Origin of the sequence: Novosphingobium sp. (genome assembly GCF_965229225.1) — a bacterium.
Lineage (GTDB): Bacteria > Pseudomonadota > Alphaproteobacteria > Sphingomonadales > Sphingomonadaceae > Novosphingobium.
This window is the reverse complement of record NZ_OZ245867.1, coordinates 4,439,376-4,454,064: the sequence shown is the minus strand read 5'-3', so window position 1 is coordinate 4,454,064 and position 14,689 is coordinate 4,439,376. Positions and strand designations below refer to the sequence as shown.

The window sequence follows — 14,689 nt, the reverse complement described above, 5'->3', positions numbered from 1 at the left end:
CGATGACCTATCCGAACGGCCCGCTGCTGCTCAAGGGAGCCCTGATCTACTTCGGCGCACCCATGCTGGTGCCGCTGCCCAACATCATCATGTTCCAGTACAATCCCGAAACGCTGACACGCTCGCTCACCCCGTGGCAACCCCCGGCCAAGCGCGTCTACGAAGAGCGCAAGGACGGCGTTCTCACCAACGAGGCCGAGGTCAAGGCCTACCGCGACAGCCAGATCGCGCTTTCGCAGCCCTACGACCCGCAGGAGACCTTTTCGCTGGGCCTTGAGGTCGATGCGACCGACGCGCTGGAGGCGCCGGAGAGCCATCCCGTGGCCTTGCTGGCGGGGGTCGCGGACCGGCTCGCGGCGATCGAGATGCTGATGTACCCGCCCGGCGACAGCCTGCTCGGCAATCTGCTCGGCTCGGTCAGCGTCTCGATCGGAGCGGGCGGGATCGAAGTGGGCGGCGGTGCCAGTCTCGAGCCCGCGCTCGAACGCCGTGACGCGCCGATCGTGCTGTTCTTCTGGGGGCCCGGACGCATCGTGCCGGTGCGGATCAAGTCGCTCTCGATCGACGAGCAGGCGTTCTCGCCGACGCTCTACCCGATCCGCGCGAAAGCGACGATCGGCGTGCAGGTGCTGACCGAGAACGATCTGGTGCAGGTCACCGGCGATCCGGCAACCGGCGCCGCCGCCGCGCTGGCAGTCGCTTGCTACAAGTTCACGCGTGGCCAGAAGGAAGTCCTCGCCACCGCGAACCTCGCCAATGCCGTCGAATCCATCGTCGGCATGTTGCCACTTTAAGGGGCCGGAGCGCGATCATGACCCTGTTCGATCCCAAGAGCCGCTACGCCGATCTGCCCACGGTGCTCACCACCGATGCGCGCGGCCGCACGGTCGAAGCCGTGCCCCCCGCCCCGCCCGCCGCGCAGGCGCTGCGCGGGCGGCACCTCAGACGGCAGGGCGAGCGGCCCGATCATCTCGCCGCGCTCTACCTGAGCGACCCGGCCGGCTTCTGGCGGCTTGGCGAGATCAACGACACGATGACGGCCGAGGCCCTGAGCGAGCTTCGCGAAGTCAAGATTCCGGTCAAGCGGTAGGAGTGATGCGCGCGTGGCACTCGGATGCGAAGTACTGCCCGGCGGCACCAGCGATCCCGGCTTCGTCCAGCCGGATCGGGTCGAAGTCGTGGAAGCAGTCGGCGCGAGCACGACATTCGTCCTGTCCTACGACATCGCGATTGAAGACGGCGATCTGCAACTTGTCAGCGAGGACCGGCTGGGGCCGGAGGCCGAGCTTGCCGTGCGCGTCGTCGATGGCGGCACCACCGCGATCCTGGTGCGCGGCCCGGTGACCCGCCAGCGCCTCTCGGTCGTCACCGGCGGCGATGGGTCGACGCTCGATGTCGTCGGCGGCGATGCCACCATCGCGATGGCGCGCGAGGTGACCGTCAAGGTCTGGCCTTCGACCACCGACGATGACGCGATTCTGGAACTGCTGGGCAAGGCCGGCATCGCGCCGGACCGGATCGTGCTCCCGACCAGCGTGGTACACGACGAGACCAAGAACGCGCTCGTCCAGCGCGAATCCGATCTGCACCTGCTGCGCCGCCTCGCCCGCCGCAACGGCTGCTGGTTCTGGATCACCTACGATCCGAAGACCACGCTCGCATCTGCCAATGTCGTCCGCCCGCCGGTCGATCAGGCCCCGGCAGTGGTGTTCAACCTGGCGGGCAGCGAGCGCAACATCGATGATGCCGTGATCGAGTGGGATGCCGAGCGCGTCGTCGCGACCGATGCTGCGGGCCGCGATATCTTCGCCGCCGCAGATATGGACGGCAGTGTCGATCGCTCGCCGCTCGCGCCAATGGCGGCAAAGGCGCTCGCGGACATCGTCACCAGCCCGCGCCGCGCCCGGCTGACCCATCCGGTGGACGATGCCGGCGATCTCATCGCCCGCAGCGAAGCCGCGCTGATCGAGGAAGGCTGGTTCGTGACTGCCACGCTGGCGGTGCGCGAACGGCGGCTCAAGCAGGTCGTGCGGGCCCACACCGTCGCCGAGTTGCACGGTGCCGGCAAACGGCATTCAGGCAAATACCTCGTCGCCCGCGTTGCCCATTCCATCGATGCCAACGATCACCTGATGACGGTGACGCTGGTGCGCAACGGCTGGAACTGACCCATGCTGACCGATCCCTTCATCGCCTTCCAGCAAGCCCACAGCGACCACGTCTGGGGCAAGTATGCCGGCATCGTGATCGACAATCAGGACCCGGAAAACTGCGGGCGTCTGCAGGTATCCTGCCCTGCCGTGCTGGGGGATGCCAGCGTCTGGGCGATGCCCTGCGTGCCTTATGCGGGGCCGGGTGTAGGCATGTATTTCATTCCGCCGGTGGGGGCCGGGGTCTGGGTCGAATTTGAAGGCGGCAAGGTTTCCCGCCCGATCTGGACCGGCTGTTACTGGTCGAAGGACCAGCTGCCGCAAGCCGCCACCTCGCCTGATATCAAGCTGATTGTCACGGCGTCCGTCAGCCTCACCATTGACGACAGCTCCGGCGAAGTCGTGCTCAAGAACAACACCGAGGCGAGCACGACCTGGAGCGACAAGGTTGTGACCGAGGCTGGCCAGGCCACCCACAGCGTGGGCGCGGAAGGCGTCGTCTCGCAGTCGGCGGGAAGTGTCGGCAAGGTCGAAGTCAGCGATAGCGGCGTGTCGGTCAATTCCGGCGCGTTCAGTGTGATGTGAGGGCACCAGCGCATGGCACAACCCCTCCTCACCACCGCCTCGACGCTGCAATGCCCGCACGGCGGCTCTGTCGCGGTCGCATCCGCCAACACCCGCGCCAAGGCCGGCGCGCCGCTCGCGCTGGCGAGCGACGTGTTCACGATTGCCGGCTGCCCGTTCCAGATCCCGGTTGGAGTGGGCACCGTGCCGCATCCGTGCCTCTCGGTGCAGTGGATCACGGTCAACCTGCGCACCACCGTCGGCGGCCAGCCAACCCTTGCGCAAGACAGCGTCGGCCTCTGCCTTGCCGGCGATCAGGTGCCGCAGGGGCCGGTTTCGGTTGTCGCCGTCCAGCCGCGCGCGAGCGGATCATGAGGAGGAACGCCTGATGGCCGAGCCGCCGTTCACCAGTCTGCATTATCCGCTGGCAGTCGATCCCGCGCGCGGGCGGCTCGCGCAGGAGCAGAACTTCGATGCGCATGTCGAACAGCTCGTCATGCAGGTGCTGCTCACCGCGCCGGGCGAGCGGATCAACCGACCCGATTTCGGCTGCGGAGTGAAGCGCATGGTCTTTGCGCCAGGCGGCGAAGTGGCGGCAACGCTGGCGCAGGCCACGATCTACCAGGCGCTGACGAAGTGGCTGGGCGATGTGATTACCGTCACCGAAGTCACCGTCCGCGCCGATGATGCCGCGCTCCTGGTGCGCATCGGCTACGGCGTGAAAGTGCTCGGCCAGCGGCGCTATCTCAACTTGCGGGTGACGCCATGAGCATCGACCGCGCCGATCTCCTGCGTGCCTCGACCACGCTGACGGGCATCGATTTCATCGCGGTTTCACCCTCGCAGACCGTGCTGACGGTGTTCCTCCAGCACGATGTGCTGCCCGCCCCAGTGGCCGCGCAACTGGCCGCGTTGCCGGTGGACGACATTCACATCGAGGCGATCGGTGCCGTCGATCCGGCGCGCGTGCCGGTGCTCCAGAGCGTCTCCCCGCTGCCACCGCCGGTCGATGGCCGCGCGGTGCTCCAGTTCCTCACCGCCATGCCCGGCGGGTTCGGCGACTACCGCCTGCGCATCGATAGTCCGGTCATCGATCCTTACTTCAACAACGTCCGCTTCAGCTTCAAGGCCGCCTGCGACAGCGATCTCGATTGCGAGACGGAGCCTCGCCCCTGCCCTCCTGACGAGCGCATCGATTTCCCGGTCGACTACCGCGCGCGCGATTTCTGGAGCTTCCGCCGCGCCCTGACCGACTTTGCCGCGCAGCGCTACCCGGAATGGCAGGACCGCCTCGAAGCCGATATCGGCATGATGGTGCTCGAACTGACGGCCGCGCTGGGTGACGAGTTCGCCTATGCCAACGACCGGCTCAATCGCGAAGGACGGCTCGATCAGGCCAGCCAGCGCCGTTCGCTGCGCCACCTCGCCCGGCTGGTCGACTATCCGCTCGACGACGGGGCGGGCGCATTTGCGTGGATCGACGTTCAGGCCTCTGCTGCAGGCTTTATTGATGCGGGCACCGCGATCACCGATGCGCAGCGCCAACTGGTGTTCGAGATCGGCCGAGGGCTCGCGGATCGCCCGATTGCATTGCCGCCCACGCCCCCCACGAAGTTTGCGATCGATCCCGCGCGCAACGAAATCCCCGCCTATATCTGGGACGAGAACGACACCTGCCTCCTTGCCGGCTCGACCGAACTGACAATCACGGGCGCGCACGAGACCGAGCTGCAGCCCGATAACGCCATCGATCCGAAGGGCCGCTGGGTGCTGCTGCTGACGCGCCCGCCCTCACCCGACATCCCTGAGCGCCGGCTGGTGGTGCGGCTGAAGGACGCGCGCGACGAAGTTGATCCGCTGACCGCCGCGCCGATCACCCGGCTCGAGCTCGATACGCCCGCGCCGTTCGATCTCGATCTCGAAACGCTGGTGCTGCGCGCCAATCTCCTGCCCGCCACCGCCGGTGCCTACCACGAGACGCGCTTCCGCATTGGCCCGTCCGATGATCCGGCCGATCCCGACGCCCACCTGCCGGTGGCGGTCGAGCGGGTCGGGCCTGACAGCACCGTCTGCTACTCCGATCCGGGCAGTGCCGCCGATCTGGCGGCGCGGGTCAAGACGTTGTTTTCGCTCGCCGGATCGGACGAGACGCCCTTGGTGTGGCATGCGGACAAGTCCGGCGCCCTCCGGCCTGAAGTGCAAGTGCTGTGCGAAGACGAGAAGGCGGAGTGGGAATGGCGGCCCAGCCTGGTCGGCGAAACCACGGCGGAGCCCGACGACGCGCTGTTCACGCTCGAAGACGGGCTCTACCGCCGCGTCGTCGGCTTCGAACGCTTCGGCAAGGTCACCGAACTGATCGATTATGCCACCGGCGAAGGCACGACCCTGCGCTTCGGTGATGGCGAATTCGGCATGGCTCCGGCGGCGGGAAGCCGCTTCACCGTCCGCTACCGCCTTGGCAACGGCAGCCGGGGCAATGTCGCGCCCGATACGCTGACCGTGCTGCCCATCGCGGTTGCCGGCGTCCTCTCGGTCAACAATCCGCTGGCCGGCACTGGCGGGCGCGATCCCGAAACCGCGCAGGCCATCCGCACCAACGCCCCGCAGGCGTTCCGTGCGATCACCCACCGCGCGGTCCAGCCGGACGACTATGCGCGCATCGCCGAGCGCGACCCCGCCGTCCAGAAAGCAGGTGCGACAAGCCGCTGGACCGGCAGCTGGCCGACGATCTTCGTGACGCCCGATCCGCACGAAACCACCATCGTTTCAGCAGGTTTGCGCAAAAATCTCATGCTCCTGCTCAACCGCACCCGGCAGGCGGGGCGCGAGGTCAAGCTGATGGAACCGCGCTACGCCGATTTCGATCTCGAAATCCGGCTCTGCGTTGCCGCCAATGCCTATCGCGGCGAGGTGGAGGAAGCGGCGCTCGCCGCACTGTTCGGCACGGCGGGTCAGGGCGGCGGCTTCTTCGATCCGGACAACTTCACATTCGGCATGCCACTTTCGCGCGCGGCGCTGATAGCCGCACTGCAAGGCGTTCCCGGGGTCCGCGGGGTCGAGGCGATGCGCGTGCGCCGCCCCGGCTATTTCGAATGGCGCAGCTTTGACGAACTGACGCTGCCAGTGGGGCTGAGCGAGCTCGTCCGCGTGACCAACAGCCGCGCGCTGCCCGAACGCGGCGCGGTGCGGCTGATCATGGAAGGGGGCGCCTGATGGCCTGCACGTGTGACACCCACGATTGCACCGGCTTGGCCATTGCGGCAGGCCTGCCGGCGATCCTGCGCGCCATCGGCGCCTTTGCGGATTGGCGGACGTCGCTGCTCGGCGCGATCGGCCGCGAACCGCTGCTCGATGCATGGCGTGCGCGCGACCGCGCCGATTTCGGCATCATGCTCGCCGAAATGTTCGCCTACATGGGCGACGTCACCAGCTTCTACGACATGCAGACCTGCAATGCCGCCTATCTCGGCACGGCCAGCGATCCGGCGCAGGTTCGGGCGCTGATCGGTCTGCTAGGCTACAAGCCCCGCCCCGGTCTTAGCGCATCGGTCTGGCTCTCGGCGCAGGCAGATGGCGTGCGCCCCGTCACCATTCCGCAAGGCACGGCATTCCGCTCGGGCGCATTTGCAGGCAGCCCGCCGCAAGTGTTCGAGGCGCAACAGTCCGAAACAGTCGAACCGCGCATCAACCGGCTCGCGGTGGACCGCGTTCCGGCAAGCGCTCTGCCCTCACCGCTCACCGGTTTGCCCGTCGTGGCAAGCTCGCTGCGCGCGGGCAGCGGCACGCTGGTGGTCATCGCGGCCCCGAGCGGACTGGTCGCCACCCGCATCGCCCAGACCGCCGCGATGGCCCTGCGCATCCGCCGCGCGGTCACCTTCGTGGAATTTGCCGCCGCAGTCACGCCGCCCACTGGCGCGACTTTTGCCAACACCCGGCTGCTGCGCGGCGGCGCCCGCTGCGGGGTGTGGAAACATGCAGCGGTTTCGGGCGATCCGGCGGTGCTTGCAGGCGCGACGCTGGCGCTTGAGGCGCGCGTGCCGATCCGGGCCGGCGACATCGTTGCGTTCGAGGCCGGGGGCGTCCTCACCGCCCGCCGTGTGATCAGCACCAGTGAGGCGCAGTTCACCGTGCTGGCCGGATTGACGAGCACACTGACCGACAGCGACAACAAGGTCAGCAAGCTCGTCAGCCCAGCCGTCATGGCCGGTACGACGACCATCACGCTGGACAGCGCCCTCCCCTATGCGGAAGCCGATCTGCCGGGGCTGGTGGTCCACTACGCGATGGCCGATGCCGCCACGCTCCATGCGCCGCTCAAGGATACGCTCGCCAGCGGCGATCCGGTCCACATGCCGGGTCTCGTCGATCCGCCGCGCATGGCGGTCACGCACCTCGCGCTCGAAGATACGCACGGCGAGGCTGTGGTCACCAGCGGCACGCTCGATGCGGCCTCGCGCTCGGCAGCCCTGTCCGATACGCCGGTTTGGCCGCAGCAGCTCGTCCAGCCGGTGACGCTGTATGGCAATACCTTCCTCGCCACGCGGGGCGAGAGCGTTCACGGCGAGGTGATCGGCACGGGCAACGCTGCCCTGCCGCTCCAGAGCTTCCGGCTCAGGAAGAAGCCGCTGACTTACCTTGCCGCCGCGAACGCCGCCGGGCGGGTCAGCACTTTGGTCATCCATGTCGGCGGGGTGGCGTGGCGCGAGGCCAGTAGCTTCTACGGTCAGCCTGCCGACGCGCAGGTCTACGTCGTGCGGCACGCTGCGGATGGCGAGACCGATATCGACTTCGGCGGCGCGATGCGTTTGCCGACGGGCGCGCAAGTCGTTGCCGATTATCGCTTCGGCGCCGGATCGGCGGTGCCGCCGGCGGATTCGGTGAAGCAACTCGCCCGGCCGATCGCCAAGCTGCGCTCCGTGCGCAACGTCCTGCCCGCGTTCGGCGGCGCCGATGCCGAAGCCGCTGGTGAGATCCGCACGCGCGGCCCGGCCTCGGCGCTCCTCCTCGGGCGTGCGATCTCGCTCGTCGATATCGCGGCGGCTGCGGCGCAGACATTCGGCGTGCGCGCGGCCCGCGCGGTGTGGGCGTGGGACAAGATCGGTCAGCGCCCGGCCGCCGTGGTGCGCTACATCGGCGATCCGCAGCTTGCCGCGCCGATCCGCGCGGCGCTGCGCGCGCTTGCGGAAGACGATGCGCCGATCACTGTGATCAGCGCCGCCGCCCAATCCGCCCGGCTCGACGTCGATATCACGGTTTCGCCGGACTACGTGGCCGATGCGGTCGCCGCCGCAGTCGGCAAGGCGCTGTTCGCCCCGGCGGGCCTCCCCGGCACCGGCGGTCTGCTGCGGCCGGAGCAACTGGGACCGGACAGCACGCTGTTCGCCAGTGTGGTGATCAAGGCGATCATGGACGTTCCCGGCGTCACAGCGCTGCGCGCGCTGAGCTTCGATGGAACCCCGTTTGGCGATGTCGCGCGCGTGCCCGCCGCCGGGGCCTATTTCGATTTTGCGGGCGGCGGCGTGCGCGTCAACGGCCGACTGGCAGGATAGGGCTCGACATGGGAACCGCACGCGACTTCTACCGCGAATACTACACCGAGCGGCTGTGGGACTGGGTGCCCCCCGCCATCCGCGAGGCGGACGAGACCGAAGGCGGTTCGGCCCTGCGCGCGCTGCTGCGGGCCTTCGCCAGCCAGGCGGCGGTGATGAAGCGCAGCCAGGACCGCTTGTGGGACGACATGTTCGTCGAACTCGCGGACGACTGGGCAGTCCCCTACATCGCCGAGCTGGTCGCCGCGCGGCTGGTCTCCGCACTCAATCCGCGCGGGCGGCGCAGCGATGTCGCCAAGACGATCTACTACCGCCGCCGCAAAGGCACCCTCGCGGTGCTGGAGCAGCTTTGCGACGATATCGCCGGGTGGGATGCCAAGCTGGTCGAGGAATTCCGCCGCCTTGCCCGCAATCGGCACGGCCTTGATGGCCCCGCGGCGCCCGGCAGGGTGACCGGCACGCCCGAAGGCGGCCTTGCCGATCTGCGCTCGGTGCGCGGCGCGCTGCTCACCGGCGGTGCCTTCGATGAATTCCACTACACCCCGGAAATGCGCCGTCCGCACGATCGGCTTGGCCTGCGCGGCATCCCCGTGCTGGGCTTTCACCTGCACCGGCTGACGCTCGTCGAATTCCGCGATGTCACGCCCCGGCTCGTCAAGAACCTTGCCGGCACCCGCGATGGCTACAGCTTCGACCCCAGCGGACGCGATGTGCCGTTGTTCGCCCGGGGGCTGGCGCGAACGGACTGGAGCGCCTGGCGCACCGCAGCCGAAGGCGAACTCCCCCGCGTGATCGAGTGCCGCCTCTACAACGAGGAAGCATTCGAAATCGGCGATGCCGTCATCGGGTGGGTCCGCAGCACCGCCCTGATCGCCAGCCAGGCCACCCGTCGCGCCTGCGCCAAAAGCCTCGGCCAGATCGCGGGACAGCGCTTTGCCACGCGCGCGGGGCTGCAGCGCGTGCTCGCCGGCTTGCCGCAGGGCACAGTGCTGACCGGCGCGGGCGTCTTTGCGCAGATCCTTGCGCTCACGCTGACGGATGACAGCGGCGCAGTGGTCCTCAAGGATGCGGTGTCGCTCGGCCTCAAGGGCGCCGCGCCCGTCCCGCGCACAGCCATGCGCGCGGCAGACCTCGGCGACTGGAACAGCAGCGCGCCCGCCGGAATCGATCTGCTGTTCGATCCGGCACGCGGCCGCATGCTGTTCGATCCCGGCGCCGCGCCGCCCACAGACCTGCGCGCGCGCTATACCACCGGCATGAGCGCGCCGATTGGTGCGGGCGCCTTCGGCCGGCGCACCGCGCGGACTGCGGCGACCGCGCTCTGGGCCCAGCGTGCAACCGCCGCCGGAGTGCCGACCAGCGGGGTGCTCGAACTGTCCGACAGCACGACCTTCGACAATCCGCCCAATCAGCCCGCGATCACCGACCTCACGATCCGCGCGCGCGAGCAGGAGAGGCCCTATGTGCGCCTCGCCGCCGACTGGAGGCTCGGCGCGGCGGGCAACAACCGCGCGCTGGTGATCGACGGGCTGTGGATCGGCGCGCTTTCGGGCCAGTTGCGGCTCGAGGGTTCCTACGCAAGGGTCTCGCTACGGTACTGCACGCTTGATCCCGGCGGCCTTGATGGCGGCGGCGGCGCGATCCCGCCATGTGGCCTCGTCGTGGCAGGCACCCTCGATGAACTCGTCATCGAAAACTGCATTCTCCCCGGCATTGTCCTCAGCGGCGCGGGTGCCTCGCTCGACCGGCTGATCCTGCGCAATTGCATCGTCGATGCCGGCCAGACCGGCGCGACCGGAATTGTCGCCCCGCGCGCGGCGGTGACCATGACGAACTGCACTGTGATCGGCGCGGCGATCAATGCCCTCGCGCTCGATGTCGAAAAGCTCGATGCCACCAATGTCCTGATCGCCGCCCGCGCCGATGTCACCGATCTCCAATCCGGCTGCTTCCGCTTTTCCGCGCGGGGGCCGGGCTCGCGCGTGCCGCACCCGTATGAATCGCACGAAGTGGCCGATCTGCAGCGCCTGTTCGCCTCGCGCCGGTTCGGCAATCCCGCCTACGCAGAGCTTTCGCCCAACGCGCCGGCGCAGATCCAGCGCGGATCGGAGGAGCAGTGCGAGATCGGCGCCTGGGCGGGTGAGCGCCGCCCCGTCCGGCTCGACGGCCTGCGCGCCAAGATCGACGAATACATGCCCTTTGGCCGGTTGCCGGCCGTGATCGTGGAGAACTGAGATGTCGACCATCGACCTGTCGCGGCAGCTGGGGGACCAGCGCAAGCAGTACGCCGGGGTCCGCCATCAGCAAGGCCGCGTGCTGACCGATGACGATTTCAACGAAGCCTCTTCGATCGAAGCGGAGGAGCTGCGGCGCACTCGCATCCACGCCATCGGAGCCTATGGCGCGCCGGGTGCGGGCTTCCTCCCTGCGGGCTTTGCGGTCAGCGGCGGCAAGCTCGATTTCACGCTGACCCCGGGCGAACTCTACCTCGGCGGATTGCGGCTCGAAACTGCGGGAAGCGAGCATTTCCTCGAGCAGAAGGACTGGCTCAACTTCGACAAGGCCGCCGCCCCCGCGCCGCCCGCACCGGGCGTCAAACGCACCGATCTCGTGTGGATCGAAGCCTGGCAGCAGCCGGTCACTGCGGTGGAAGACAGCGAACTGTTCGAAGTCGCGCTCGGCGGACCCGATACCTCCGCGCGCTGGCGCACGATGCGCCGGATCCACGTCATGTCCGGTGTAACCGGCACCGCCTGCCCCGCTGCCTGGGCCGCCGCGCTCGCCAGCTTCGCGCAGATGGGCACCATCGCCCCCGACATGGAGATGACGACGACCGCAACGCTGACCGTGGGCTTCACCGCGCCGGTCACCGTCGGCGATCTGTGCTCCCCGCCGCAGCCGGGCGGCTATCTCGGCGCGGAAAATCAGGCCATCCGCGTCCAGATGGTCGATGCCGGCCACTACACCTGGGGCTTCAACAATGCCGCCCCGCTCTACCGCGCGAAGATCTCCGCAAAAGGCGGGCAGAACGTCCTGCTCAAGCTGCTGACCCTGCCGCGCGATGCGGCGCACTGGCCGCTCAAGGACATGGTCGTCGAGCTGCTGCCGTGGTCCGCCGCCCTGCCCAACGGTGAGCGCGTGTCCGAAGTGGCCGGGCACTTGTGCAAGGTCCTCGTCAGCTACGATCCTGATAATCAGACCTTCGAGATCGACACCCCGCTGCTGGCGTCCGAAGGCTTTGCCAACTGGACCGGACGCGGCGACAAGGCGCAGTTCAACGATCCAGCCGATCCCGACGACGACTTCCTCTACGTGCGCGTGTGGGACCGGGGCGACGACCTTGCCTCGCCCGCCGCGATTCCCGTCGCGACCACCAAGCTCGGCAACACCGGCCTCAGCGTCACCTTCAATGGCGCGCCGCTGCGCCCCGGCGATCACTGGATCATCGCGGCCCGCCCGGCGGCCCCTGCCGCGATCGTGCCGTGGCAACTGGCGCTGCCGAGCGGCGCGGCGCCGAACGGCATCCGGCGCTACCTCGCGCCCCTGGGACTCATCGAATGGACCGGCACGGCCGCCGGCAGCGCAACGGGCGTGCTGATCGACGATTGCCGCCCGCCGTTTCTGCCGCTCACCCGCATTCGCGGCTGCTGCACGGTCACCGTCGGCGACGGCATCGAGAGCTTCGGCATGTTCGATACGATTGCCGCCGCGCTCGCGTCTTTGCCGCCCAGCGGCGGGGCCGTCTGCGTGCTGCCGGGCACATTCCGCGAGGCCGTGGTGATCGACGGCCTGCGCAACGTGACCATCCACGGCTGCGGCCCGCGCTCGCGCATCGTCGCGCCCGATGAAACCGGCGACGGATCGACTGCGGTGACCATCACCCGCAGCGAAGACATCTGCGTTGAAGCGCTGGCACTTGAAGGCGGCAACGGCCCCGTGGTCGCCGCGCGCGCCAGCAAGGCGCTGCGCCTTGCAGACTGCCTGATCCAGTTCCGCGATGCGCGTGAGGACTTCTCGCCCTGGACCGCCGTCTATGCCGAAGGCAAGGCGATCGAGATCGAGGACAACATCATCGAACCGCTCCCCGCTGCGCTCGAGCGGATCTTCCACAAGCGCGCCGCGCCGGACCGAGCCGAAGATGCCGATGCGGCGCGCGGCGGCATCCAGCTCGGCGGCGGCAGTGTCAACGTGCTGGTGCGCGGTAACGTCATCGTCGGCGGCATGGGCAACGGCATCACGCTCGGCAGCATCCGGCGGATCGACGAGCAGAACCCGGATGGTTCCGACATTCCCGATATCGACCTGGAAGACCCCTGCGCCCCCTGCGATCCCACCGACAGCAGCGTCCCGCCGGACAACGGCGATGGCCCCGTGCGCTTTGTATCAGCGGGCGACCTCTACGAGATCGAGATCGCCGACAACGTGATTGCCAGGCACGGAGCCAACGGGATCGCGGTGGTCCGCTTCTTCGGGTTCAGCCTGAAGACCGGCCTCGAACTGGTCACGGTTCACGATCTCAGGATTGCCGGGAACCGCATCGCCCACTGCCTGCGCCACACGGTCGCTCAGCCGAAATCGGCGATGATCCTGTTTCTCGGCTATGGCGGCATATCGCTCGCGCTGACCACCGATCTGGTGATCGAGGGCAACGTGATCGAACACAACGGCCGGGACTGGCTCACGCCGGTCTGCGGGGTGTTCGTGCTGGTGGCCGATGGCCTCACGATCGAACGCAACGTGATCCGCGCCAACGGCGTGCCCGGCGAGGAGCCCGCCGAAGCGGCGCAGGAGGGCATCCGCGCGGGCATTCACGTCTGGCTCGCGCTCACGCTCAACTTGCCCGGCACGGCCAAGTATGGCCATGCAAAGGCAATGATGGCCGAAGGCTCGGCACGCGCTCGCCAAGCTGGTGGCCAGCTGCGCATCCACGGCAATCAGGTCGAACAACCGCTCGGCCGGGCCCTGTTCCTGCTCGGCGCCGGGCCGATGGCGATCACCGACAACCGCTTCCTCAGCGAAGCCATGGCCGAAAAGGTCACCGACCCGATGGCCCGCACGGTTTTCGTCGCCAACTTCGGCGTGAGCCGCGAATGGACGCTCGGCCTGCTGCTCGCGGCCGTGCTCAAGGTGGCCGAAGCGATGGGCTACAACCTCGGCGTCGATGCTTGCACCATGGCGCGACTTGGCGTCTTCACCAAGGGCATCTGGCCGCGCCTGCCCACGGGCAAGCTGGCGTTCAACGATAGTCAGGTGAGCTTCCTGATGCGCTCGGCACCCAAGGGCGCGGACCTGAGTTCGGTCCTGCTGCTTTCGCTCGACGATGTCTCCGCTTGCGACAACCAGTTCGAATACCATGTCGATGGCCGCGTCGCCGTGGCCGATCTGGTCGCTGCAGGATCGTCGGTGCGCATCAGCGACAACCGCCTCGCCGAAACCTGGGGCCGCGCGTTCTTCTCGGTGCTCAGCTTCGGGATCCTCAATACGGCCGACAGCAACCAATCGACCCATTGCCTCAAGGCGAACGGCATCGAACGAGCGGTTGCGCACAACCTCGTGCTCGGCACCGCGTTCTGCAAGGAAATGTGCGGCGACGATCACGGCATCGAAAGCCACCTCGCGACGGGCGCCAAGAAGGCGTTCATGCCCCAACCCTGAACACCGGAGAACGATCATGGCGCGTTTCAACGCAGAGAGCATGAAGGCCTTTTCGCAATCCGGCCCCCGCCATACCGCCGCAGACCAGCAGGCAGCGATCGACAGCGTGTTCGGCCAGATTGCCCGCATCGCCCCGCAGATGCTGCAATTGCAGGAGGCGCTGATTACCGGCCTTGCCCAGTCGCAGCGGCGCGAAGCCAAGCGGCTGGCAGCAACCGAGCGCGACGAGGCAGCAGCCTCGCTCGCCGAGCAGCGGGCCCATCGCGCGCACGATCTGCAACGCGAGGTGGCGAGCTTTGCCAGGCTCGCCGGTCAGCTTGCCGAGGGCCTTGGCAGCAAGCCCATATTCCACGGCTATGTCCTCGATGCCGATGGCGAGCCTGCGCCGGATCATATGGTCCGGATCGTTGGAGAAGGCACCACCGATCCGCGCTTGGCGCAGATCGCGCGGCGCACGGCCAAGACCGATGCGGGCGGCTACTTTCGCTTCGAGTTCGACGCCGTGAACGACTATCGCGCCATGCACGTGACCGAAAACGACACCTACTCGGTGGTCGGCGCCACTTACACCGAGGCAACCGCGCGGCTTGATGTCGAAGTGCTGGACCCAGCCGGAACCGTGGTATTCCACGATCCCGCGCCGCCAAGCTTCACGGGCAGAGGCGCCGAGTTCCGTTTCTATCCCCTGCTCGACCTGCGCGCAGCGGAATCCGGTGCGCACCAGTTCCGATGATGTGGCATGCGTCTCGCAGCAACTTGCGCGAGGAGCAG

Annotated in this window: 11 protein-coding genes; all 11 read left to right on the top strand. The window is 68.1% G+C overall.

What is annotated here, in order from left to right; genetic code table 11:
- The first annotated feature begins 2 nt into the window (after positions 1 to 2).
- From ACO06X_RS20910 to ACO06X_RS20860, 11 genes are read left to right on the top strand one after another with little or no spacing between them, the layout of a single operon-like run.
- Positions 3 to 794 (top strand): hypothetical protein, encoded by a 792-nt coding sequence (locus tag ACO06X_RS20910; protein ID WP_421837944.1) that lies wholly within the window; start codon positions 3 to 5, stop codon positions 792 to 794.
- A gap of 17 nt (positions 795 to 811) precedes the next feature.
- Entirely contained in the window at positions 812 to 1,090 is a 279-nt protein-coding gene (locus ACO06X_RS20905; RefSeq protein WP_421837943.1) for a hypothetical protein, read from the top strand.
- A gap of 13 nt (positions 1,091 to 1,103) precedes the next feature.
- Positions 1,104 to 2,168, top strand: coding sequence for a contractile injection system protein, VgrG/Pvc8 family (locus ACO06X_RS20900; RefSeq protein WP_421837942.1), 1,065 nt, complete (start codon positions 1,104 to 1,106; stop codon positions 2,166 to 2,168).
- 3 nt (positions 2,169 to 2,171) lie between these two features.
- Complete coding sequence (locus ACO06X_RS20895; protein ID WP_421837941.1) at positions 2,172 to 2,735, top strand: phage baseplate assembly protein V; 564 nt, start codon at positions 2,172 to 2,174, stop codon at positions 2,733 to 2,735.
- Between the two features lie 12 nt (positions 2,736 to 2,747).
- A complete protein-coding gene (locus ACO06X_RS20890; RefSeq protein ID WP_421837940.1) occupies positions 2,748 to 3,089 on the top strand; it encodes a hypothetical protein in 342 nt (113 codons plus the stop codon).
- 13 nt (positions 3,090 to 3,102) lie between these two features.
- Positions 3,103 to 3,483 (top strand): GPW/gp25 family protein, encoded by a 381-nt coding sequence (locus ACO06X_RS20885; RefSeq protein ID WP_421837939.1) that lies wholly within the window; start codon positions 3,103 to 3,105, stop codon positions 3,481 to 3,483.
- Positions 3,480 to 5,927: a baseplate J/gp47 family protein gene (locus ACO06X_RS20880; protein WP_421837938.1), complete on the top strand. Its 2,448-nt coding sequence runs from the start codon at positions 3,480 to 3,482 to the stop codon at positions 5,925 to 5,927. Before ACO06X_RS20885 ends, ACO06X_RS20880 begins: the two co-directional genes overlap by 4 nt.
- Entirely contained in the window at positions 5,927 to 8,263 is a 2,337-nt protein-coding gene (locus ACO06X_RS20875; RefSeq protein ID WP_421837937.1) for a hypothetical protein, read from the top strand. The genes ACO06X_RS20880 and ACO06X_RS20875 overlap by 1 nt, the downstream gene beginning before the upstream one ends.
- Before the next feature lie 8 nt (positions 8,264 to 8,271).
- Positions 8,272 to 10,497 carry a hypothetical protein gene (locus ACO06X_RS20870; RefSeq protein ID WP_421837936.1) on the top strand — a complete coding sequence of 742 codons (2,226 nt, stop codon included), beginning with the start codon at positions 8,272 to 8,274 and terminating at the stop codon, positions 10,495 to 10,497.
- A gap of 1 nt (position 10,498) precedes the next feature.
- Positions 10,499 to 13,918: a DUF6519 domain-containing protein gene (locus tag ACO06X_RS20865; RefSeq protein WP_421837935.1), complete on the top strand. Its 3,420-nt coding sequence runs from the start codon at positions 10,499 to 10,501 to the stop codon at positions 13,916 to 13,918.
- 16 nt (positions 13,919 to 13,934) lie between these two features.
- Positions 13,935 to 14,651 (top strand): hypothetical protein, encoded by a 717-nt coding sequence (locus ACO06X_RS20860; protein ID WP_421837934.1) that lies wholly within the window; start codon positions 13,935 to 13,937, stop codon positions 14,649 to 14,651.
- Positions 14,652 to 14,689: the final 38 nt, after the last annotated feature.

What these genes read in the sequence shown, in the direction of transcription:
- ACO06X_RS20860 (WP_421837934.1), top strand. Translation starts at nt 13,935, where the DNA reads ATGGCGCGTTTCAACGCAGAGAGCATGAAGGCCTTTTCGCAATCCGGC.
- ACO06X_RS20870 (WP_421837936.1), top strand. Translation starts at nt 8,272, where the DNA reads ATGGGAACCGCACGCGACTTCTACCGCGAATACTACACCGAGCGGCTG.
- ACO06X_RS20890 (WP_421837940.1), top strand. Translation starts at nt 2,748, where the DNA reads ATGGCACAACCCCTCCTCACCACCGCCTCGACGCTGCAATGCCCGCAC.
- ACO06X_RS20865 (WP_421837935.1), top strand. Translation starts at nt 10,499, where the DNA reads ATGTCGACCATCGACCTGTCGCGGCAGCTGGGGGACCAGCGCAAGCAG.
- ACO06X_RS20895 (WP_421837941.1), top strand. Translation starts at nt 2,172, where the DNA reads ATGCTGACCGATCCCTTCATCGCCTTCCAGCAAGCCCACAGCGACCAC.
- ACO06X_RS20880 (WP_421837938.1), top strand. Translation starts at nt 3,480, where the DNA reads ATGAGCATCGACCGCGCCGATCTCCTGCGTGCCTCGACCACGCTGACG.
- ACO06X_RS20910 (WP_421837944.1), top strand. Translation starts at nt 3, where the DNA reads ATGACCTATCCGAACGGCCCGCTGCTGCTCAAGGGAGCCCTGATCTAC.
- ACO06X_RS20905 (WP_421837943.1), top strand. Translation starts at nt 812, where the DNA reads ATGACCCTGTTCGATCCCAAGAGCCGCTACGCCGATCTGCCCACGGTG.
- ACO06X_RS20885 (WP_421837939.1), top strand. Translation starts at nt 3,103, where the DNA reads ATGGCCGAGCCGCCGTTCACCAGTCTGCATTATCCGCTGGCAGTCGAT.
- ACO06X_RS20875 (WP_421837937.1), top strand. Translation starts at nt 5,927, where the DNA reads ATGGCCTGCACGTGTGACACCCACGATTGCACCGGCTTGGCCATTGCG.